Consider the following 22,013-nt stretch of genomic DNA (forward strand, 5'->3'; position numbering starts at 1 on the left):
AGTCTTGCACTTCTATTTCCGGGAAGAAACCTTTGGAATGTAGATGTAAATGGGAATGCTCTTGAGGAATGGAAGGCTTTTCCTCAAGAAAAAAAATGAAGCAAGTCTCTTGAGAGACATGGTTAACCAGGTCAAAATAGTCAAGCAGGCCTGCAGGAAGGAACAAGCTCAACATCTCCAGTGGAGTGGCAGGGGGGTGAAGGTTCTGTTTCATGCCACAAAGATAGTGTTTTTAACTAATTCCCCCAAGTTTTCAAACTGAGCCCTAAGTTATCCGAAAGTGCCCCCAAAGTGTAACAAAAAGTAATTGCTATAAATGAAAAGGAGCTAAGTCATTGACTTAACTCCTTGATATTTACCAGTCGGGGTGACTGGATTCGAACCAGCGACCACACGCCCCCCAGACGCGTACTCTAACCGGGCTGAGCTACACCCCGAATTGCGGATGCAAAGGTACGGCTTTCTTTTAAAATAGCAAATCTTTCGGCACTTTTTTTTAGAATAAAAAGCATTTTGTTTTATTGAATCCTATGTATCAGTTAGTTATTGTTTAGCTTTAAATCATACTTGATTACATGGATTCACGGTAAAAATCGAGCATGTCCATGATTTCTTCCTTTGTGGCCGACTGGTTGATTTGAATGTCGCCCACGTCGGACAATAAAGTAAAGTTGATTCTGTCGGCAATATTCTTCTTGTCATGTGTCATGAACTCATAAAGTCGGTCATAATGTTTGCAGTCGAATTCCAGTTTGCCATAATGCTCTTTGATGAATTGGAGGGTCTGGCGCAACTTGTCTTTGGGAAAACCTGTCTTGACGTGCGAGAAATATAGTTCGCAGACCATTCCCCAGGCAACAGCATAGCCGTGTAATACCGGATGATTGATTTCCAAAGCAAAACTTTCAAAAGCATGCCCCACTGTATGTCCCAAATTCAAAGCCTTGCGTATTCCGGTTTCATATGGATCGCATTCGACAATCTTCTCTTTGATTTGAACGGATTTGGCAACCAGTTTTTGCAATGCTTTATAATCTGTTTTGTTGAAGTCGAAATTCAATAATTCAGCCCAATGTTCCGGGGTGCTGATAAGTCCGTGTTTCAACATTTCTGCATAACCGGAAAGCAGATTGTGTAAATCCAACGACTTTAAGAATTCACTGTCTATCAGTACAGATTCAGCCGGAGAGAAGACACCGATTTCATTTTTTAACCCATTGAAATTAATGCCGGTTTTTCCTCCCACGGAGGCATCTACCATGGCAAGTAAAGTGGTGGGGACATTGATATATTTAATGCCGCGCTTGAATGTTGAGGCTGCAAAACCACCCAAATCAGTCACCATTCCTCCGCCCAGGTTGACAAGCAGTGAATGGCGTGTAGCTCCTCGGTCGCCTAATTGTTTCCACACATAGGCCAAGGTGTCGAGGTTCTTATGGACATCTTCTGCGCCGATGCAAATCAGTTGCGCATCTTTCATGAAGCCGGCTTCTTGAATGAGCGGTATGCAGAGTTTGCGGGTATGCTCGTCAACCAGAATGAATAATTTGTCATACGTGCATTGGCTGATGGCATCAGCTAAATTCTCGTTTATACTGTGGCAGATAATAACCTTTTGTTTACTCATAACTTTTATATTTGCCTGCAAATTTAGGTAAAAAAGCAAAAAGATAGGCGTAGTTTGCTTGCAAATAATTACTTTTGTACGTTAAATGCTAAAATAATGAAAGGAATTCTACCCACTTATTGCAGAACCATGGGATATACTCTTTTAATCCTGTGTGTGTTCCTGCCATTGATGATGTTTATGTTTGGAATGATAAACGACAGTAACTTGTTGTTTACCAAAGCTTCTGTGAAGTTACTTATCTGGTTTTCTCTTTTCATGATATTTCTGGCAAAGGTGAAAAACGAGAATGAGGAAACAGCTAAAATCCGTGTTAAGGCCATTTGTTATGCCATTTATCTTTTAGGCATTTATTATATAGTGATGCTTGTCAGGGGAGTCTATGATGGAAACCTTGAAGAAGCCGATAATTCTATTGCTATTGTTTATATGGCTTTCAATGTACTTTGTCTGGAGTTTGGCATTCAAAAGAGTAAGGTAGACAAGCTTTTTAAAAAATAATCTTCTTTTCCGTTAAACCTTTTGAGTGTGGAAGTGTCCAAAGGACATTAGGCATTAAATCTCATTAGGAAAATAGAAAGATGAAGAAATTGATACTTTTGTTGCTACTGGTGTGTACCGGTACAACTCTCTCTTGGGCCCAGGGCAGCAAACGGGTCACGGTAAGCGGAACTGTAGTTGATGGAGATGACAAGAGTCCGATAGCACAGGCTACCGTACAGTTACTTTCTTTGCCGGATAGTACAATGGCAGTAGGAAATGTTACCAATAATAATGGTGTCTTCTCTGTGGCGGCTCGCCCCGGAAAATATGTTTTGAAGATTTCCTTTGTCGGTTATCTGACTCAGGAGAAGCCGTTGCAATTGACTGCCGGCAAGCCTTCTGTTAATGTAGGCACGGTGACTTTGCCCACAGATGATATTATGTTGGGTGAGGCGATTGTGGTGGCTGAGGCTCCTCAAGTTACCATTTCGGAAGATACAATCGGGTATAATGCATCCGCATATCGAACTCCCGAAGGAGCTATGCTGGAAGAATTGGTGAAGAAACTGCCCGGAGCCGAGGTTGATGAAGATGGAAATATCAAAATCAATGGTAAGGAGGTGAAGAAAATCATGGTGGATGGTAAGGAGTTCTTTGGCGGTGATGTGAAGACCGGATTGAAGAACTTGCCTGTCGATATGGTTGATAAATTGAAGACATATGATAAGAAATCTGATTTGGCACGTATTACCGGTATTGATGATGGTGAAGAGGAAACGGTACTGGACTTGACTGTCAAGAAGGGAATGAACCAGGGTTGGTTTGGAAATGTCGATTTGGCAGGAGGTACCGAAGACCGCTATATGGGACGTGCTATGATAAACCGTTTTTATGATAAAACTCAATTTTCTATTATCGGTTCTGCCAATAATGTGAACGACCAAGGATTTTCGGGTGGAGGCGGCGGTCCTCGCTGGAGACGTAATAACGGGCTGAATGCCACAAAAATGTTGGGCGCAAACTTTGCTACGGAAACGTCCAAATTGGAATTGGGGGGTAGTATGCGCTATAACTATCGTGATGCAGATATCATCAGCAGCGGTTATTCTCAACGTTTCTTGCAGAGCGGCAATTCTTATTCAAACACGAATTCAAACAATCGTAACAAAGTAAGTGATTTTAATGCGGATTTCCGTATGGAATGGAAACCCGATTCAATGACGAATATCATCTTTCGTCCTAACGTCTCTTATAATAAGACCGATGGGGCTACAATGAAAGAATCAGGTACTTTCAATGATGACCCTTATAATTATATTGCCAATCCAAACGATTATCTTAATTTTAATGATATGGATGGCAGTGATCCGTTACGCGACATTCGCGTCAATGCGACCAATGAACATGGCTTGTCGGATACTAAGAGTCTGTCTGCCAATGCGACTTTACAGGTGAACCGCAAGCTGAACAATAAAGGACGTAACATCACTTTCCGGGGGTCGTTTGGTTATGGCGATAACGACAATGATCAATATACCCAGTCGGAGACTCGTTATTATCAAATACATAATTATTTGGGAGGAGACTCTATCCAATATCGTAATCAATATATAACGATGCCGACCAAGAATTACAACTATACGGCACAGTTGACGTATAGCGAACCGATTGCTCGGGCTACTTTTCTGCAGTTCAGTTATCGTTTTCAATACAAAAATACTACGAGCGATAAGTCTACTTATGATTTGCAAGGTTTTCCTTGGGAAATCGGTGACGGACTGCCCGAAGGGTATGAAGCTGCGTATGTGGATAGTTTAAGCAAGGATGCCGAGTATAAATACTTTAACCATGATGTTTCTTTGGGTTTGCGTTTCATCCGCGAAAAGTATCAGATGAGTGTGGGAATGTCTTTGCAGCCGCAGAATACCAAACTTTCTTATAAAAAAGGAGCGTATATGGTAGATACCACTCGTACGGTCTTTAATTTTGCTCCGAATCTGGACTTCCGCTATCGTTTCTCTAAAGTGAGTCAGTTGCGTATCACTTATCGCGGACGCAGCAGTCAGCCGAGTATGGAAAACTTGTTGCCGATTGTTGATAACTCAAATCCGCTGAATATCCGTGTCGGTAACCCCGGCTTGAAACCTTCGTTTGCACATACCATGCGCGCATTTTATAATACATATAATGCTGAAAGACAACGTGGAATGGTGGCACACTTGATGTTTACCGCTACGCAGAACAGTATCAGTAACAGTACGCAGTATGATATGGAAACCGGTCGGACCATTGTTACTCCGCAGAACATTAATGGTAACTGGAATGCTTTCGGTATGTTCGGCTTCAATACCGCGCTGAAGAACAAGAAATTCACTATCAACTCTTTTGCACGTGCCAATTACCAGAATCAGGTGGCTTATCTTTATAATAAGGATACAAAGATGGATGACAAGAACACGACTACCGGTTTAACTCTGGCAGAGAATCTGAACGGTTCGTATCGTAACGACTGGTTTGAATTTTCTTTGAACGGTTCTATCGAATATACGGCAGAGCGCAGCAAATTACGCCCGGAAAACAATCAGAACCCTTATACATTTTCTTATGGAGCAAGTACTAATGTCACTCTTCCCTGGCAAATGACTTTGTCCACCAATATCACTAATCAGTCAAGAAGAGGATATAATGATGCCAGTTATAATAATAATGAGTTGATATGGAACGCTCAGATAGCACAAAACTTGCTTAAAGGGGCTGCAACTATTAGTTTTGAAATGTATGACATTTTGAAACAACAGAGCAATATCAGCCGTTCATTGTCTGCCGATATGCGTTCGGTTACAGAATACAATAGTATCAATAGCTACTGTATGCTTCATTTTATTTATCGTTTGAATATCTTTGGAAGTAAGGGGGCACGCGATAAAATGATGAACAGCAGACGAGGCTTCGGAGGTCCGGGATTTGGTCCCGGCGGACATAGAGGACGCCCATTCTAAAATAAGCATGGAAGAATCTTTTCCCAATCTATATTGTTATAGGTTGGGATTTTTTTTATATGTTTGCTGACGTGTAAATTAGAGTTATGATAGAATGGAGCATATTTAATGAAATATTTACTGTTGCTTTTAACCTGCTTTACTTCTTGATTATTATTGGCACTATTATGATAGTGGTGCTTGATAATCGTAATCCGGTTAAAACAATGGCGTGGGTACTTGTGCTTTTTTTCCTTCCGATTGTCGGACTTATCTTCTATTTCTTTTTTGGTCGGAGCACACGTAAGGAAAAGCTGATTGGCCGTAAAGGGTTTACCCGTCTGATTAAGCGTCCGATGGCAGAATATCAGGCTCAGAAAGCTTTTAAATGTCCTGAAGATCAGCACCAATTGATGCACTTCTTCAGAAATGTGAATAATGCCTTGCCCTTTGAAGGTAACAAAACGGAGGTCTATACAGACGGGTTGTCTATGCTGCAATCATTGATGAAAGCAATCAGTAAGGCAAAGCATCATATTCATTTAGAGTTCTATATATTCGAAGATGACCCTGTGGGCAGGTTGTTGCGTGATTTATTGATTGATAAGGCTCGTGAAGGAGTTGAAATCCGTCTGTTGTATGATGATGTAGGCTGCTGGAAAGTTCCTCATCTCTTTTATGATGAGATGAGAGGTGCCGGTATTGAGGCACGTGGTTTTCTGAAGGTTCGCTTCCCTGTTTTTACGAGCAAGGTGAATTATCGTAATCACCGTAAGATAGTGGTGATTGACGGGAAAGTTGCCTTTACGGGAGGAATGAACATTGCTTTGCGTTACATGAAGGGTTTTCAATGGGGGATTTGGCGTGATACACATATTAAGATAGAGGGGAAAGCTGTGTATGGGTTGCAAACGGCTTTTTTGACAGACTGGTATGTGGTGGATCGTACCCTGATTACTTCTTCCCGCTATTTTCCCGAGATGGATAGTTATGGCAATGCTTTGATGCAGATTGTGACTTCCGATCCGGTAGGGGAGTGGCGGGACATTATGCAGGGACTGTTGATAGCCATCAGCAGTTCACGCAAATATTTTTATATCCAGACTCCTTATCTGCTGCCTACCGAACCTATATTGATGGCTCTGAAAACGGCTGCCCTTGCCGGTGTGGACATTCGCATCATGATACCGGAGCGTGCTGATACGCGCTTGACTCATTTGGCTTCTCTTTCTTATTTGGACGATATGATGTGTGCCGGTGTGAAGATATATCTCTATCAGAAGGGTTTTCTTCATTCCAAATTGATAGTGAGTGACGATACTCTTTCTACAGTTGGCTCTACCAATATGGACTTCCGAAGCTTTGAACATAACTTTGAGGTCAATGCTTTTATGTATGATCGTATCTCTGCACTAATTCTGAAAGAGATTTTCTTGAAAGACCAAAAGGACGCCTTCCTATTGCAGAGAAAACAATGGATAAAGCGTCCGTGGTATCAAAAGGTACAAGAATCTACTATTCGGCTTCTGGCACCGTTGCTCTAAAAAAGGAGAAATTGACGCTGCCGTATATGCGGCGTTCAATGAAATGAGGATCATCCTCAAAGTTTTGATCTTTTCCGTGTTCCAATACCAACAAGCCGTTTTCCTTTAGCAGACCGTTTTCGAAAATATGGCTGGGAATACTTTGCAAGTCTTTTAATGCATAGGGGGGATCGGCAAAGATGAAGTCAAATTGTTCACTGCATTTCTCTATGAACTTAAAGGCATCTGCACGGACAGGAAAACACTTATCGGTTTTTACTTCACGCATGACTTGAGAAATGAAAGACAGGTGTTGAGGGTCTTTTTCTACCGAGATTACTTTGTCGCAACCGCGAGAGACTAACTCGATGCTGATACTTCCTGTCCCGGCGAAAAGATCAAGTGCAGTTACTCCATCTTCAAAGTCAAAATAGTTATTACTTAGTACGTTAAACAGATTCTCTTTTGCGAAGTCTGTTGTAGGGCGTGCTTTGAAACTGTTGGGCACGTCAAATCGGCGTCGTTTGTATATTCCACTAATTACTCGCATAAAATTAGAGTTTGCATATCAAAAGGTATATCTTCAATTTTGCTTATCTCAGAACGGTTGAACTCAGCTTTCGGATTAATGATAAATACTTGGCGCAGATACTTGCGCAATCCGGTCAACAATCCTTCTTTGTCTTTAAATTTTCCGGTCAGTTGCAATTCATCTTTTTCTTGATTGTAGCCCAACTGTTGCCATATGTATAATAGGTAATATATACAGTCGGCTGTTTGTTTGCAAGGAAATGAGTTTATTAATAATAGTTTGCTTTTGTCATAGCAGTATACTTCTACCAAATGTTTGCGGACGTGAGCATAGAGCTTTTTACTATTGCCCAATCTGCTTTTTTGCGCAAAGTATTCTGTCAGCGGACTGACCGTTGAGAAGAAACGTGCGGTGGGGAAGTGTTCTGTCAACAATTGATGGGCATGTTTGTCCATGGCAAACAGAATCACTACATTGCTTTTGCCCAATACATTGCATAGCACAATCTCATTATTAACCTTTGGAAAATTATGATAAAATAATGTATCTATCTGTTCGTCTTCGAATAAATCAAAAGGAACAGGAGTGAATCGGGGAGAGTCTACCAAAATGTTTATCCGTTTATAAGGATACTTTAATGCTTCTGTACTTGTTAGCATCTCTTTGATATTGGCAGTCATGGAACAGGAAGCATTGACCGTATAAGAGTCGAAACAGAAGCTGTTCTCTCCCAACGGATTGTAGATAGAAAAAGAAAATCCATCCGCACTGAGGCGGATGGATAATGTATATTGTTCCGATTTGGTAAAATCGATACGTTCAGTCATTCTTATTCCCAGTTACCTGCGTTGTTGTTAGGCTGTTCGATATCACCAACTCTCAAACCGCAGTATTTGCCAAGTTTGCTCTGAAGGTCTTTCAAGTTAGCCAATTCCTGTGCATTCAAACCGCTTAGATATGTTTCATATGGAGTTTGTGCCTGGAATAAGTGCAAAGGAGCACCTGATTTGGTAGTATCGTTGCGGATAGCCATTTCAAATTGTGCACCGTTTCCGAAAGGTACATATCTCATAGAGTCTGCGTTGAAGCCTGCACCATAAATAGTGTCGGTTACAGCCACCCACATCGTATCACGTTTGAAGTTCATCAAACCTTCTTTTTCTACTTCTTTCCAGTTACCTGTTTTCTTTGCCTTGTTGATAATAGCCATAGCTTTCTTTTCAGTCATACCGGCTTCCAATTGAGCATCAGATAAAACTCCTTCTTTCTTTACGAATGGAAGTTTTGCTGTTTTAACAAAATCAATCAAAGTATCAAAGCTGGCAGTATATGCGCCTGCATGTAAATTACGGTATTCCAACTGTGCTTTACGGATGTCGATCAAGCGGGCAATAACTTGTTTTTCTCTAGCTTTTTTAGTGTTGTCAAAGTTGATCGGTCCCACGATGCTACCATAGCATACATAGATTAAACCGATAACGCAGGCAGCCAATACAATATTAATAACTGTTTTCATGATAAATATGTGTTTTTTTTAGTTTATATTCGCATCGCAAAAATAAAATAAATAAATCTAATAACGCACAGTTCGGAGAACTTTTTATTACGCAATTATGATTAATAATTATTTAGTGCAGCAAATTAAGGGAAATTTTCTATATAAACCAACTTTAGAACAAGAAAAAGCTGTTAAATCTTTAGCAGATTTTCTTTTTTCCCGCCAACAGGATTCGGTTTTTCTTTTAAAAGGGTATGCCGGAACCGGAAAGACGTCTCTCATCGGGGCATTGGTCAAGACTTTGGATCAGTTGCAACAGAAGTGTGTTTTGCTGGCTCCCACCGGTAGAGCCGCAAAAGTATTTTCACATTATGCTAAACATTCTGCTTTCACGATTCATAAGAAGATTTACCGTCAGCGCAACTATTCTAATGACATGGACAACTTCTCTTTGGATGACAATCTGCATCAGCAAACTTTGTTCATTGTCGATGAGGCGTCGATGATAGCTAATGATGGTTTGTCGGGGGCAGCTTTCGGAACGGGACGTCTTTTGGACGACCTTATCCAATATGTATATGCCGGTACAGGGTGCCGGTTGATGCTGATTGGCGATACGGCACAGCTTCCTCCGGTGGGCGAAGAACAAAGTCCGGCGCTTTCTCCGGATGTGTTGAAAGGTTATGGTTTGGAGGTGTATGAAGCGCAACTCACTGAGGTGGTTCGCCAGATGCACGATTCAGGTATTTTGTGGAATGCCACGGAGTTACGTCGTTATATTTCGGAAGAAGTGTTCTTTGCGCTTCCTTCCATCCGTGTCGATGGCTTCCCGGATATTCGTATTATTCCGGGGAATGAACTGATAGAGGCTATCAATGACAGTTATGACCATGCTGGGATGGACGAAACCATTGTGGTATGTCGCTCTAATAAGCGGGCTAATATTTATAACAGGGGGATTCGTAACATGATTCTCTATCGTGAGGATGAATTGAACAGTGGTGATTTATTGATGGTGGCAAAGAATAATTATTTCTGGACGGAGCAGTGCAAGGAGATAGACTTTATTGCGAATGGCGATATTGCCGTAGTGCGTCGGGTACGTCGGGTGCGTGAAGCATACGGTTTTCGTTTTGCAGATGTTGTGTTGGCGTTTCCTGATTATGGTGATGTGGAATTGGAGGTTAAGCTATTGCTCGATACTCTCCATACCGATACTCCGGCGTTGCCTAAAGAACAGAACGACAAGCTTTTCTATGCGGTGCTGGAGGATTATGCCGATATCACCGTCAAGCGGGAGCGGATGAAGAAGATGAAGGCTGACCCTCATTACAATGCCCTGCAAGTGAAATATGCTTATGCGGTGACATGCCATAAAGCGCAAGGCGGACAGTGGAAACGTGTCTTCCTCGACCAAGGGTATATGACGGAGGATATGTTGACGCCCGATTATTTTCGTTGGCTTTACACAGCCTTTACCCGTGCCACCGAAACCCTTTATCTGGTGAACTGGCCGAAGGAGCAGATGGAATAGGGAAGGGAACGAAGTGAAGGACCTGGTTACATCTACTTTATGCTTCCGGATTCTTCATTTCATTCAGAATGACAATAACACCAGACTGGTGAAAAGCCTCCCCGCTATTGTCAACATTTATGAATTTATCAATATCCCGTATTTTGCGTAATGCCGGGTGTCTCGGTTATTATTAATGAAGGCAACGGCAACAGGAGCTGATAATCTTTTATGTTCAGTAGTTCTTTGGCTGCTCCCATGCGCTTGAGGAAAGAGAAGCATCCGAAAGTCTGCCCCATTATATTGACTCCTTTTTCCAGCAGACGCGCTCTTATTTCATCGGCTTTATCACTGCCTTTCCATTCTCTGTCCAGCTTCTTCATGGCATCGGAAGCCTTTGCCACCTGATTGTTTGCCAGTAATAGTTCCACCCGCAATGCGTTTTGGTTGGCAATGCGATAGATGAGATGATAAGGTCCTTCAAAGTATTTCTTGTAAAGCGGCTTGTCAAGCATCGGAGATTCGTTATTGCTGATTTTCCACAGATAAGCACTGAGGTATGTATTGCTGTCTATTTTAGCAAAATGCTTGGATGCGTTGGTGTAGTCCTTTATCTCCGCATACATGGTTGCCATGAGCAGTTGGGCGGCGACAAAGGAAACCGGATGGCTCTCCGGCTTGGTTTGTGCGGCATCCGGTGGCAGTGCGTCTGCATATTTTTCCAAAGCTTCTAATTGCTTGGCATAGATAAATTTGACCGGGGTGCGTGTTACATGGTTGCCGTAATCGATATCATTGAAATTGTCGGGAGTGACGTATGGCACGTCTCCAAACAATTGCGTGAGACTTTGATATATCAGCGACTGAATGGTATAGGCAGTTCCCACGTATGGTTTCACGTCATAATCATAGGTTTTGCTTGTCAATATATGAATCATATAATTGCATTGACGGATAGTAGCGTAGGCGGCAGTCCATATTTCGTACACTTCGCTGTCTGTGGGAACCAGCGTAGTGGGATAGTCGGGAATGGGGCCGATGGCACCACAGAAGTTGGCTTCCCATACGCACTCCGTTTGCAGGAAGTCGCGCAGATATTTATTAACCTGCTCCAACAGCTGGATGCATTGTTGTTTGGATGGGGTAAGTTCTTCTTCTGTAATTTCGAAGTCATCCGGTTTGTCTTGTTTGTCGAGTATGCCGTCTCCATTCCGGTCTACAAACTTCCAAAATTCCGGGAAATCGGATTTGAAGTCATATGCTTTGTAGAAAGAATCCAATTGTTTGTAGACATTGGTGTATTTCAGGCTCTGCTGTCCGTCGCGGATGCTTTCTTTGATATCTTCATTATCAATGCGGCCGTCCGGAGCGAAATCTTTGTCCCATTCCGTGAAGAAAGTATCTAATAATTCTTCGTCTACGGAAGTTAAGAGGATGTTGGAAACGGCAGCCATCATGGAGGCCGGGGCATTGTATTGGCTGAAAGAAGCCCGAGTGGGGTCAATGCTGAGCATGGACACATATATATCGCTGATGCTGAAAGCGGTCAATACTTCTTTCAGGGCTTGTTCCGATGCATTCCGGTAGATATCGGTTATCGTGTGGCTCATTTCGTTATAGCCCGCAGCTTTTTTCAGCAGGGTGCAGATGCGGGCTGCTGTCAGTTGGGTGAATATATTGACATTAGTAGCCGGAAGTTTTATGTATCGGTTGATGGAGCGTTCCTCGTCATCGTGATTAATCACATGGTTGATGGCGCGCAAAGTGGTTTTGTGTTCCGAGCGCCTTCCCTTGGTCCCGTTAAAGAAGTTGCCGGTGACTTGTACTTCGAAGTAAAGACTTTCTTGGAACTTCATATTGCCGCTTGCAGAGAAAAGGCCATAGTCGGTTTCCACTTTACCGCCATATGCTTGTTCTTCTATGTGAGCCAAACTTTTATCTAGCGGAAATACTGTTAGAGTGCTGTTGTGGTCGAAAGCTCCTAATTCGGCATAGCCTTCCACATGATAGGTGATGGAAGGAGGTAGCGGGTCGGGGTCGATACTGTCTTCATTTTTACTGTCGTTGCAAGCGGTGAGGGTGCAAAGTGAGAGGAATAGGACTAAGTGTGAGTACTGTTTTTTCATCATATTGTTTAATGTTTTGTGTTGCTGGTAAATGAATATTTTCAAAAGTAGTAAGTTTTGGGCATATATCAAGAGAAATATTGGATTTTCTTTTGTATAAAAAAAGGTCCCGGTATTGACTTTTTAGTCAAATACCAGGACTGTTCATCATATTTAATATGGATGGATTTTTATTGGATTACAGTGCGGCCAATTCAATGACTTTGTCAACAGCTGTATTCAAGCCATCGGCATTTTTACCGCCGGCTGTTGCAAAGTGAGGCTGACCACCGCCACCGCCTTGGATTAACTTGGCAGCTTCGCGAACCAACTTGCCTGCGTTCTGTCCGGCTTTCACCAGATCATCACTAATCATTACTGTCAGCATTGGTTTGTTATTGTCGACACTACCGATAACCACAAACAAGTTGGCGGGAATTTCACCTTTCAACTGGAATGCAATATCTTTCACTACATCGGCAGACATCGGGATAACAGCTTTTACCACTTTTACACCGTTCACTTCTTTGGCATTAGCTACTAATCTGGCTTTCACTTCAGCAGCTTTTTCTTTCATGAACTCGTCTACCTGCTTCTTTAAACCGGCGTTTTCGTCAATATACTTACGGATAGCAACTTTCAGGTCGGGAGCATTGTTGAACAATGCTTTCAGGTCGTTCAGTGTATCTTGAACGGCATCCATCAACTCTTCTACTTTGGCACCGGTAATAGCTTCGATGCGGCGCACTCCGGCAGCGACCGAGCTTTCGCTGATGATACGGACCATACCAATTTTGCCGGTGGCTGATACGTGTGTACCTCCACAGAACTCGATAGAATTGCCAAACTGAACAACGCGAACTTCGTCACCATACTTTTCACCAAACAAGGCGATTGCTCCCAGTTCTTTAGCCTTTTCGATTGGTAGGTTGCGGTATTCGGTCAAAGGAATATTTTCACGAATCTTGGTATTGACCAAATGTTCTACTTCACGGAGCTGTTCGTCTGTCACCTTCTGGAAGTGAGAGAAGTCGAAACGCAAAGATTCGGGAGTTACCAAAGAACCTTTCTGTTCTACATGCGTACCCAATACTTGGCGCAATGCTTCATCCAGCAAGTGAGTACAAGAGTGGTTGGCTGCTGAAGCGGCACGTTTCTCTGTGTCTACACACGCCATCATAGGAGCCTCGATATGTTCAGGCAATTTTTTGGTAATATGAATCGGAAGATTATTTTCCTTCTTAGTATCGATTATTTCGATAGTCTCGAATTCGCTTACGATAACACCTGTGTCGCCTACCTGACCACCACTTTCTGCATAGAACGGAGTATCACTTAATACAATCTGATAAAGTGTCTGGTTTTTCTGTTTTACCTGGCGGTAGCGCAAAATGCTGGTTTCGTATTCGGTAAAATCGTAACCTACAAAATTGGTTTCACCTTCTTTTACAGTAATCCAGTCACCTGTTTCAACGGCAGCAGCATTACGTGCACGTTCTTTCTGTTTCTGCATTTCTGCATTGAATTCCTCTTCGTTTACAGTCATGCCATTTTCGCGAAGAATAAGTTCAGTTAAGTCAAGTGGAAAGCCAAAAGTGTCATACAAGGTGAAGGCATCCACACCACTAATTTCTTTTTTTCCGGAAGCCTGGGTGTCAGCCATGGTTTTGTCGAGCAGGCGGATACCGGTTTCCAATGTGCGTAGGAATGATTCTTCTTCTTCTTTGATTACTTTTTCTATTAGTGTTTTTTGAGCATTTAATTCGGGATAAGCTTCGCCCATGTTCTCAATCAGGACGGGCAACAGCTTGTACATAAATGCTTGTTTCTGACCTAAGAAAGTATAACCATAACGAACGGCACGGCGGAGGATACGGCGGATCACATAACCTGCCTTGGCATTGCTCGGTAATTGACCGTCGGTGATAGAGAATGCAATGGTACGGATGTGGTCGGCGATAACCCGCATGGCGATATCCTTTTGGTTATCCTGACCGTAAGCAGTGCCTGCCATTTCAGCAATTGCTTTGATGATAGGCTGGAATACATCAGTGTCATAGTTTGAAGTCTTGCCCTGAAGGGTACGGACCAAACGTTCGAATCCCATACCGGTATCAATCACCTTTGCGGGAAGGCCTTCCAATGAACCGTCAGCCTTACGGTTGAACTGCATGAATACAAGGTTCCAAATTTCAATCACTTGTGGATGATCCTTGTTTACCAGTTGATTGCCGGGAAGTTGAGCTTTTTCTTCTTCCGAACGTGAATCGATATGAATTTCGGAACAGGGGCCGCAAGGTCCGGTATCACCCATTTCCCAAAAGTTATCGTGCTTGTTTCCATTCAGAATATGATCTTTCGGTAAGAACTGTTCCCAATATCCGGCCGCTTCGTTATCACGCTCCAATCCTTCTTCGGGGCTTCCTTCGAATACGGTAGCATACAAATCTTTAGGGTCTATTTTCAATACATCTACCAAATATTCCCATGCCCAACTGATAGCTTCTTTCTTGAAGTAATCTCCGAAAGACCAGTTACCCAGCATTTCGAACATGGTGTGATGATAGGTGTCGTGTCCAACTTCTTCCAGGTCATTGTGTTTTCCGCTTACGCGCAAACATTTTTGTGAGTCCGCCACTCTTTTGTTCTTGGCAGGGTGGTTGCCCAAAATAATGTCTTTGAACTGGTTCATACCTGCATTGGTGAACATTAATGTGGGGTCATCTTTAATGACCATTGGAGCCGATGGGACGATTTGGTGTCCTTTCGACTCGAAAAAGCTTTTGAAAGAATCTCTAATTTCTTTAGCTGTCATCATGTCGCTATATAGTCTTCTAGTTAATATTCTCAAAAAGGATTTGCAAAGATAATTGGTTTTATTATTTTTGTCGACAAGAATTGTGCAAAATATTGATGTGTTGTGCATTAAAAACTTCAAAAAGCAGAAATAGATGCGTAAAGTCTACTATATTTATAATCCTAAAACCAGAACTTACGACCGTATTTACCCCACAGTGAGGCAACGTGCCATAAGCATCTTGCGCCGTTTGTTTGTGGGGATGGGTCTGGGGGCAGGCAGTTTTATCATTCTATTGTTCATTTTTGGTTCACCTTCCGAAAAGGAACTTCGTATAGAGAATGCACGTTTGCTGGCGCAGTATAATGTATTGTCTCATCGTTTGGACGAGGCGCTGGGAGTGATGCAGGATATCCAGCAGCGTGATGACAACTTGTATCGGGTGGTGTTGCAGGCCGATCCTGTTTCGGATGCGATTCGTAAAGCAGGTTATGGAGGAACGAATCGTTATGAGCAGTTGATGGATATGGCAAATGCCGAGCTGGTAATGAATACCACTCAAAAGATGGATATGTTGAATCGCCAACTTTATATTCAGTCGAAATCTTTTGATGAGGTGGTGGATTTGTGTAAAGGACACGATGAAATGTTAAAGTGTATTCCGGCTATTATGCCGGTATCCAATAAGAATTTAAAGAAAACAGCTTCGGGGTATGGTACACGTATCGACCCTATTTACAATACGCCTAAGTTTCATGCCGGAATGGACTTTTCTGCCAATATCGGTACACCCGTATATGCCACCGGAGACGGTAAAGTGATAAAGGCAGGGTGGGAGACCGGTTATGGAAATTTGATTCAGGTCGATCACGGATTCGGCTATGTGACTTGGTATGCACATCTGAGTAAATATAAAGTTCGTCCGGGCCAGAAAGTGGTGCGTGGCGAAGTAATTGGCGAAGTGGGGAATACAGGAAAGAGCACGGGACCTCATTTGCATTATGAGGTGCATGTGAAGGGTAAAGTGCAGAATCCGGTGAATTATTATTTCATGGATTTGAGTGCGGAAGATTATGATAAGATGGTGCAGATAGCTGCTAATCATGGTAAGGTTTTCGACTGATTTATGATTTGCAGTGTGTGCTAAATAAATTCTTGATAAAATGGCATATAATCCGAATAAAGAGCTAAAGCTTTACTACTCAATAGGTGAGGTGGCAAAGATGTTTAATGTTAACGAATCGCTATTGCGTTTTTGGGAGAAAGAATTTCCATTCATTACTCCCAAAAAAGCAGGGGGGAATGTGCGTCAGTATCGTAAAGAGGATATTGAGAATATTCGTTTAGTGTATCATTTGGTGAAGGAGAAAGGACTTACGCTTCAGGGAGCTAAGCAGAAATTGAAGGTAAGCAAAGATACATCTATCCGTACAACGGAGATTATCGACCGTTTGTTGCTTGTGCGCGAGGAACTGGCAAGTATGCGAAAAGAATTAGATTATCTGACATAATACTCCTGCCATTTATCAAACAGCCATTATTATCCATACACCGTAGGGAAGCCGGTTTAGTTTCCCTACAGTGACGAAATATGATATTATACACAATACCTAATTAGGTAGATCTTCAAATTTCTCGATGCGTGTGACTGTCTTCACTTCACTGATTTTCCGTAAGTTTGTAGAGATGGTTCTTACATCATCTACATCATGCACAAACAATTGGATTCTTCCTTCAAAAATACCATCGTTTGTTTCTATAGTCAACTTATGAATATTTACATTCAGTTGCTGGGAAATTATTTCTGTGACTTTATTTAGTAGTCCTATGTGGTCTATTCCTTTGATATATAGATTGACGGGGAAATATAGAGACTTGCCTGTTTCCCATTGAACAGCCAAAAGTCTGTTACCATAGCTGCTTTTTAGTTTGGTAGCTAAAGGACATTGACGTTTGTGAATGATGATTCGATTATTGTCATCAATATATCCCAATACGTCATCTCCCGGAATAGGCTTACAACATTCGGCTATTACATAGTTCTTTTGAATAGCTTCAGGAGTAAGCTTCAGGATTTTTTTACTGTCAATCTTTTGTATCGGCTCTTTTTCTTCGGACTTATCCTTATTACTCTTGTTGCCACCGAAAGCAAAAGAAATGTATTTTTTCCAATTGCTTGTGGCAGGCTTGTCTTTTAACTCGTTTTTATCGTTATCGCCTGGAATAATGGTTTTGAAACCAATGGCGGAGAACAACTCTTCCTGTGTTCTTAGGTTGTGTAAAGTGCAGAGTTTCTGTATATTGTCGGGAGTAAATTCCAATCCTTCTTTATTGAAGAAGTCACGTAGTATTTCTTCTCCGCTTTGTTGCATGCCGCGTTGCTCACGCTTCAATATGGCCATAATTTTGGCTTTAGCCTTAGCTGTGGTAGCAAAGTTAATCCATGACGGTTGGACGTGCTGTGACTTAGAAGTCAGAATTTCCACCTGGTCTCCACTTTGCAGCTTGTGGCTGAGGGGTACCAGTTTATGATTCACTTTAGCACCGATGCAGTGGCTTCCCAGAAAAGTATGGATAGAGAATGCAAAATCCAGTGCCGTACAGTTTTGCGGCATCGTTTTTATTTCTCCTTTCGGAGTAAAAACAAAGATTTCGGATGCGAATAGATTTAATTTGATGGTGTCTAGAAAATCCATAGCGTCCGGTTGCGGGTCATCTAGAATTTCTTTGATGGTACGTAACCATTTTTCTAGTTCACCTTCGTCTTCGCTGCCTCCTCCTTCTTTATATTTCCAATGTGCGGCAAAGCCTTGTTCGGCAACGTCGTTCATACGTTCGCTGCGTATCTGCACTTCAATCCACTGCCCTTTATTGCTCATCAGCGTGACGTGTAGAGCTTGATATCCGTTGGATTTTGGGTGGCTTACCCAATCACGCAGGCGGTCGGGGTGTGGCTTGTAAATTTTGGAAACCGACACATATATATTAAAGCACTCATTGAGTTCTTCTTCGGGATCTTTGGGGGTGAAGATAATGCGGACAGCGAGTATATCATAAATTTCTTCGAACGTGATATGCTTAGTCTGCATTTTGTTCCAAATGGAGTAAGGAGACTTGACTCGCGCCATCAGTCGGTAACTGATGCCCATTTTGTCCAGTCGCTCACGGATAGGAGCCGTAAATTCACGAAAAACCTCTTCACGTTCCGCCTGTGTTTCTTGCAGTTTCGCTTCAATTTGAGCGTATTCTTCGGGATGTTCATATCGGAAACTGAGATCTTCCAATTCTGTCTTTATTTTGTTAAGACCCAAACGGTTGGCAAGCGGAGCATAGATATATAAGGTCTCACCGGCTATTTTATATTGCTTGTTGGGTAACATTGACCCCAATGTGCGCATATTATGGAGTCGGTCGGCTATCTTGATAAGGATGACACGGATGTCATCACTCATGGTCAACAGCAGTTTTTTGAAATTCTCTGCTTGAGCCGAAGCTCTGTCACCGAATATGCCGCCGGATATTTTAGTTAGTCCATCTACGATTTGGGCAATCTTCGAGCCGAACAGGTTCTCAATATCTTCTACTGTGTAGTCGGTATCTTCAACTACATCATGTAACAAGGCCGAACAAATAGAGGTGGAACCTAGTCCGATTTCAGTACACACAATTTTGGCAACTGCTATCGGGTGCATGATATAAGGTTCACCCGAACGTCGTTTTACTCCTTTGTGGGCTTGCTTGGCAAAATTGAATGCCTTTGTGATGATTTCTACCTTCTTTCTATGTTTGGTTGCGAGATAACTGTCCAAAAGTTCTTGAAAACCTTGGTTTATCATCTCTTCGTCAGCTTGTTCCTGAAGTTGTTTTTCATCCGTCATATCTGCCTCCTATATAATCTATAATGCAAAAATATACAAAAAACATCTTTATGCAAGCGATTTCGGTAAATCTATCGTGTTAAATCGTTCTTTTTTACTAATTAGCGTATTCTCAATGATTTTCCAGCTCTGATATTATTGCCTTTTATATTGTTAAGACGTCTCAGTTGGTTGACGGAAACATGGTATTTGGCTGCAATTCCTCCCAACGTATCACCGGATTTGATTTTATGATACACAGCTCCTTTGGATGAAGTGCGGATGCCGGTGTTGTCTTTGATGGCTACGGCTTTCCTCTTTTTTAGATATTCGTTTGCCTTATATGCAAAGATGCTGTCCTGACGGTCAATAAAACTACTGACTGTATTGTTGGGCAGACGCAGTACGCATAATTCGCTGTTGCCGGGAATGATATCCTTTTTATATTGTGGATTCAGGCTGCGTAATTGGTCAATGTTGAGGTTGCAGACTTCTGCTACTTGTTGCAGATGAAGGTCTTTATGGATATGGATAGTATCTGTTGCCGATGGGAGCTGAGTTTCCATCGGGCAAATATCATGTTCGCAATAATAGGTCATAATATAGTTGGCTGCAATAAAAGCAGGTACATATCCTCTGGTTTCTTTAGGTAAGTAATTATAGATAGTCCAATAGTCTGTTGCACCGCCGGCACGTCGTATTGCTTTGTTGATGGTACCCGGACCGCAATTGTAGGCAGCTAATACGAGGTTCCAGTCCTGATAGATGGCATAAAGATCTTTTAGATAACGTGCGGCAGCCCAAGTCGATTTGATAGGATCGCGCCTTTCATCTATCAAGCTATTGTTTTTCAGTCCGTATATTTTTCCTGTTCCCAACATGAACTGCCACAAGCCGGTAGCTCCCTGCCGGGAAACTGCTACGGGATTTAGTGCAGATTCAATAATTGGAAGATATTTTAATTCCATGGGAAGATCATATAAATCAAGTGCTTCTTCAAAAATAGGCATATAGAAGTTTGCCGCTGCCAGCATAAAAGAGACTTTATTGCGCAGACGGCTGGCATACATATCTATAAATTTTCTAACGGCTTCATTGTAAGGCATTTCTATGATAGACGGAATACGAGACAAACGATCCATATAAATAGAATCGCTGACAATGGGGTTGACTGAAGTCATTTTACAGTTCTCGCCCATACTGATGTAATTCTTTGACTGCCAATCCCAAAAGAGGCTGTCCATTTCTGACTGCATACTTTCAGGAATGTCGATTACTTCTTCTTTTCCTGTTGTTTGTGAGTGAACAGTGATACTTTGTGTTTGTGCACTGATTCCTGTCGTTCCTATAAGTGCGAATAAGCCAATTAAAAAGTTTTTCATGCAATTTAAAATTTGAGGCTGCATTGTAAACCGATTGCATTACCACCGATTTTATTGCGACCATCGTTAAAAATAACAGGTTCAATCTTGAGACCCAAGTCTTTTGAAATATCAAAATCCGAAAGTTCGGCATCTACATAAGCGTCTATCACAGACAATAGGTATACACCGATAAACGCGAATATACTTAAGTCGCGTTGGCGGCGATATAGGTCTTTCCTTTTTCTGAAAATTTCCTTGTATCGTTCTTCCTGACCGGAAATATCCGCATTGGGCGGAAGAAAATCTTCATAGCTTTTTGTATTGGGATCATCGTCCATGATATCAAGATATGCCTGTGAGTAATCTTTGTACATTTTGCCATTCCAACTCAGCGCATAGGCACAGCCCATAAACCCGCCGTATACGATAGGCAGTTTCCAATATTTCCTATTGTAAATCTGTCCTCCTCCCGGGATAATCAAAGCCAACCATGTAGCACGGTTCGAATTGGGAATAAATCTTTTCTTTTCCGTTGGAAGTGCGTTCTGTATGGAGTCGTTTTTCTTTGCCAGCAGTGCGGTGTCGACCGGAGCTTCCAACTTCTCTATTTCTTTTTGGTTCAGTATAGCCAAACTGTCGGTCGTTATACTATCTGTAGCCAGACTGTCTGTGATTGCTTGCTGTTTGAGAGCCAGCGAATCTACACGTACTCCCATTCGGCGTTGACGTGCTTTTTGTCCGTAAACATCCGTACTCCCGGTCCATAACAGACACAAGAGCAAAAGAGACAGTAGTTTATATGTAGATATTCTTTTTTCCAATGTCGTAATAACGCTTTATTCTTTCTTCTTTAGCAAATCAAATATTTCCATGATACGCTCCAAATCTTCTTCATTATTAAAAGGAATGCTGATTTTGCCTTTTCCTTTAGTTGTACATGATAACTGTACTTTTGAACCGAAGAAACCGCATAAATGGTTTTGCAGGATAACATACTCCTCCGAAAGTTTACTGCCTTTCGGCTTTATTTTCTTGCCACCGCTGTCTATGGTCTCACCGCTTGTCAGTGCTTTTACTATTTCTTCCACTTTGCGTACCGAATACCCCTGTGTCTGTATTTCATTAAATATTCGTATTTGGGTTTTAGGGTCATCTAATGCCAGCAATGCGCGGGCGTGTCCCATGTCTATTTCGCGGTTCTTTAACGCTACCTGAATCTGTGCCGGTAGTTTTAACAGGCGAAGATAGTTGGCTATCGTAGTACGTTTCTTGCCGACACGCTCACTCAGCCGTTCCTGTGTCAGCTCATATTGTTCCAATAAATGCTGATAAGCCAAGGCTATTTCCAATGAATTCAAATCCTCCCGCTGGATATTTTCAATTAATGCCATTTCCATCACATTTTCGTCATCGGCTGTGCGGATATAGGCAGGAATGGTTTTTAGTCCGGCTTGGACAGAGGCACGGTAACGACGCTCCCCGGCTATGATTTGATAAGAGTCTTCACTTAGTTGACGTAACGTTATAGGTTGAATAATACCAATTTCCGCGATAGAGTCTGCCAACTCTTGAAGTGCTACCGGGTCAAATTCACGACGCGGCTGATTCGGGTTGACGGAGATTTTGCTCAGTTCTATTTCATTAATAGAAGAAGAACCGGAGGTCTTTACTTCTTCGGTTGAAATCAGTGCGTCAAGTCCGCGTCCTAAAGCAAATTTCTTCTGTACTGCCATCGT

At 42.2% G+C, this 22,013-nt stretch carries 17 protein-coding genes and 1 tRNA gene; 6 read left to right on the forward strand and 12 right to left on the reverse strand.

What is annotated here, in order from left to right:
• From HMPREF1534_RS20820 to aroB, 3 genes are all read right to left on the reverse strand, one after another.
• The coding region (locus tag HMPREF1534_RS20820; RefSeq protein WP_005935502.1) for an ISAon1 family transposase N-terminal region protein at nt 1–214 on the reverse strand (214 nt) is incomplete at its 3' end.
• Nucleotides 215–362: 148 nt separating this feature from the next.
• Nucleotides 363–437 (reverse strand) — tRNA-Pro (locus HMPREF1534_RS18520).
• Between the two features lie 134 nt (nt 438–571).
• Nucleotides 572–1,627: a 3-dehydroquinate synthase gene (gene aroB, locus HMPREF1534_RS18515; protein ID WP_005935504.1), complete on the reverse strand. Its 1,056-nt coding sequence runs from the start codon at nt 1,625–1,627 to the stop codon at nt 572–574.
• A 96-nt stretch (nt 1,628–1,723) separates the two neighbouring features.
• Here aroB and HMPREF1534_RS18510 point away from each other — a divergent pair, with 96 nt between their 5' ends.
• From HMPREF1534_RS18510 to cls, 3 genes are all read left to right on the forward strand, one after another.
• The gene (locus HMPREF1534_RS18510) at nt 1,724–2,128 is read left to right on the forward strand and encodes a hypothetical protein (RefSeq protein WP_018452554.1); all 405 of its coding nucleotides are present in this window, start codon (nt 1,724–1,726) and stop codon (nt 2,126–2,128) included.
• Nucleotides 2,129–2,208: 80 nt separating this feature from the next.
• Nucleotides 2,209–5,109, forward strand: a complete 2,901-nt coding sequence (locus tag HMPREF1534_RS18505; RefSeq protein ID WP_005935508.1) for a TonB-dependent receptor — start codon at nt 2,209–2,211, stop codon at nt 5,107–5,109.
• Between the two features lie 86 nt (nt 5,110–5,195).
• Nucleotides 5,196–6,632: a cardiolipin synthase gene (gene cls, locus HMPREF1534_RS18500; RefSeq protein ID WP_005935510.1), complete on the forward strand. Its 1,437-nt coding sequence runs from the start codon at nt 5,196–5,198 to the stop codon at nt 6,630–6,632.
• Here the strand turns inward: cls and HMPREF1534_RS18495 are convergent.
• From HMPREF1534_RS18495 to HMPREF1534_RS18485, 3 genes are read right to left on the reverse strand one after another with little or no spacing between them, the layout of a single operon-like run.
• Entirely contained in the window at nt 6,604–7,161 is a 558-nt protein-coding gene (locus tag HMPREF1534_RS18495; RefSeq protein ID WP_005935512.1) for an RsmD family RNA methyltransferase, read from the reverse strand. The genes cls and HMPREF1534_RS18495 overlap by 29 nt on opposite strands.
• Nucleotides 7,152–7,970 carry a DUF3822 family protein gene (locus HMPREF1534_RS18490; protein ID WP_005935514.1) on the reverse strand — a complete coding sequence of 273 codons (819 nt, stop codon included), beginning with the start codon at nt 7,968–7,970 and terminating at the stop codon, nt 7,152–7,154. The genes HMPREF1534_RS18495 and HMPREF1534_RS18490 overlap by 10 nt, the downstream gene beginning before the upstream one ends.
• Nucleotides 7,971–7,972: 2 nt before the next feature.
• The gene (locus HMPREF1534_RS18485; protein WP_005935516.1) at nt 7,973–8,659 is read right to left on the reverse strand and encodes a hypothetical protein; all 687 of its coding nucleotides are present in this window, start codon (nt 8,657–8,659) and stop codon (nt 7,973–7,975) included.
• A 97-nt stretch (nt 8,660–8,756) separates the two neighbouring features.
• Between HMPREF1534_RS18485 and HMPREF1534_RS18480 the strand changes: the two genes are divergently transcribed.
• The gene (locus HMPREF1534_RS18480) at nt 8,757–10,175 is read left to right on the forward strand and encodes an ATP-dependent DNA helicase (protein ID WP_005935518.1); all 1,419 of its coding nucleotides are present in this window, start codon (nt 8,757–8,759) and stop codon (nt 10,173–10,175) included.
• Between the two features lie 128 nt (nt 10,176–10,303).
• Here the strand turns inward: HMPREF1534_RS18480 and HMPREF1534_RS18475 are convergent, their stop codons facing one another.
• The gene (locus HMPREF1534_RS18475) at nt 10,304–12,283 is read right to left on the reverse strand and encodes a RagB/SusD family nutrient uptake outer membrane protein (protein ID WP_005935520.1); all 1,980 of its coding nucleotides are present in this window, start codon (nt 12,281–12,283) and stop codon (nt 10,304–10,306) included.
• A gap of 175 nt (nt 12,284–12,458) precedes the next feature.
• Nucleotides 12,459–15,077, reverse strand: coding sequence for an alanine--tRNA ligase (alaS, locus tag HMPREF1534_RS18470; RefSeq protein ID WP_005935522.1), 2,619 nt, complete (start codon nt 15,075–15,077; stop codon nt 12,459–12,461).
• Nucleotides 15,078–15,210: 133 nt separating this feature from the next.
• On the opposite strand from alaS, the gene HMPREF1534_RS18465 reads away from it, so the two are divergent.
• Nucleotides 15,211–16,179, forward strand: coding sequence for a M23 family metallopeptidase (locus tag HMPREF1534_RS18465; protein ID WP_005935524.1), 969 nt, complete (start codon nt 15,211–15,213; stop codon nt 16,177–16,179).
• Between the two features lie 40 nt (nt 16,180–16,219).
• A complete protein-coding gene (locus HMPREF1534_RS18460) occupies nt 16,220–16,567 on the forward strand; it encodes a MerR family transcriptional regulator (protein ID WP_005935526.1) in 348 nt (115 codons plus the stop codon).
• Nucleotides 16,568–16,666: 99 nt separating this feature from the next.
• Here HMPREF1534_RS18460 and HMPREF1534_RS18455 read toward each other — a convergent pair whose 3' ends face one another.
• The 4 genes from HMPREF1534_RS18455 to HMPREF1534_RS18440 all read right to left on the reverse strand — a co-directional run bounded on the left by HMPREF1534_RS18455 (nt 16,667) and on the right by HMPREF1534_RS18440 (nt 22,010).
• Nucleotides 16,667–18,934 (reverse strand): RelA/SpoT family protein, encoded by a 2,268-nt coding sequence (locus tag HMPREF1534_RS18455; protein WP_005935528.1) that lies wholly within the window; start codon nt 18,932–18,934, stop codon nt 16,667–16,669.
• Between the two features lie 101 nt (nt 18,935–19,035).
• On the reverse strand, nt 19,036–20,295 hold the full coding sequence (locus HMPREF1534_RS18450) for a lytic transglycosylase domain-containing protein (RefSeq protein WP_018452555.1): 1,260 nt from the start codon (nt 20,293–20,295) through the stop codon (nt 19,036–19,038).
• Nucleotides 20,296–20,300: 5 nt separating this feature from the next.
• Nucleotides 20,301–21,098: a DUF5683 domain-containing protein gene (locus tag HMPREF1534_RS18445; RefSeq protein WP_018452556.1), complete on the reverse strand. Its 798-nt coding sequence runs from the start codon at nt 21,096–21,098 to the stop codon at nt 20,301–20,303.
• 15 nt (nt 21,099–21,113) lie between these two features.
• The gene (locus HMPREF1534_RS18440; RefSeq protein WP_005935538.1) at nt 21,114–22,010 is read right to left on the reverse strand and encodes a ParB/RepB/Spo0J family partition protein; all 897 of its coding nucleotides are present in this window, start codon (nt 22,008–22,010) and stop codon (nt 21,114–21,116) included.
• Between the last annotated feature and the right edge of the window lie 3 nt (nt 22,011–22,013).

Source organism: Phocaeicola massiliensis B84634 = Timone 84634 = DSM 17679 = JCM 13223 (assembly GCF_000382445.1).
In the GTDB taxonomy this organism is placed as follows: domain Bacteria; phylum Bacteroidota; class Bacteroidia; order Bacteroidales; family Bacteroidaceae; genus Phocaeicola; species Phocaeicola massiliensis.

What these genes read in the sequence shown, in the direction of transcription:
- aroB (WP_005935504.1), bottom strand. Translation starts at nt 1,627, where the DNA reads ATGAGTAAACAAAAGGTTATTATCTGCCACAGTATAAACGAGAATTTA.
- HMPREF1534_RS18510 (WP_018452554.1), top strand. Translation starts at nt 1,724, where the DNA reads ATGAAAGGAATTCTACCCACTTATTGCAGAACCATGGGATATACTCTT.
- HMPREF1534_RS18505 (WP_005935508.1), top strand. Translation starts at nt 2,209, where the DNA reads ATGAAGAAATTGATACTTTTGTTGCTACTGGTGTGTACCGGTACAACT.
- cls (WP_005935510.1), top strand. Translation starts at nt 5,196, where the DNA reads ATGATAGAATGGAGCATATTTAATGAAATATTTACTGTTGCTTTTAAC.
- HMPREF1534_RS18495 (WP_005935512.1), bottom strand. Translation starts at nt 7,161, where the DNA reads ATGCGAGTAATTAGTGGAATATACAAACGACGCCGATTTGACGTGCCC.
- HMPREF1534_RS18490 (WP_005935514.1), bottom strand. Translation starts at nt 7,970, where the DNA reads ATGACTGAACGTATCGATTTTACCAAATCGGAACAATATACATTATCC.
- HMPREF1534_RS18485 (WP_005935516.1), bottom strand. Translation starts at nt 8,659, where the DNA reads ATGAAAACAGTTATTAATATTGTATTGGCTGCCTGCGTTATCGGTTTA.
- HMPREF1534_RS18480 (WP_005935518.1), top strand. Translation starts at nt 8,757, where the DNA reads ATGATTAATAATTATTTAGTGCAGCAAATTAAGGGAAATTTTCTATAT.
- HMPREF1534_RS18475 (WP_005935520.1), bottom strand. Translation starts at nt 12,283, where the DNA reads ATGATGAAAAAACAGTACTCACACTTAGTCCTATTCCTCTCACTTTGC.
- alaS (WP_005935522.1), bottom strand. Translation starts at nt 15,077, where the DNA reads ATGATGACAGCTAAAGAAATTAGAGATTCTTTCAAAAGCTTTTTCGAG.
- HMPREF1534_RS18465 (WP_005935524.1), top strand. Translation starts at nt 15,211, where the DNA reads ATGCGTAAAGTCTACTATATTTATAATCCTAAAACCAGAACTTACGAC.
- HMPREF1534_RS18460 (WP_005935526.1), top strand. Translation starts at nt 16,220, where the DNA reads ATGGCATATAATCCGAATAAAGAGCTAAAGCTTTACTACTCAATAGGT.
- HMPREF1534_RS18455 (WP_005935528.1), bottom strand. Translation starts at nt 18,934, where the DNA reads ATGACGGATGAAAAACAACTTCAGGAACAAGCTGACGAAGAGATGATA.
- HMPREF1534_RS18450 (WP_018452555.1), bottom strand. Translation starts at nt 20,295, where the DNA reads ATGAAAAACTTTTTAATTGGCTTATTCGCACTTATAGGAACGACAGGA.
- HMPREF1534_RS18440 (WP_005935538.1), bottom strand. Translation starts at nt 22,010, where the DNA reads ATGGCAGTACAGAAGAAATTTGCTTTAGGACGCGGACTTGACGCACTG.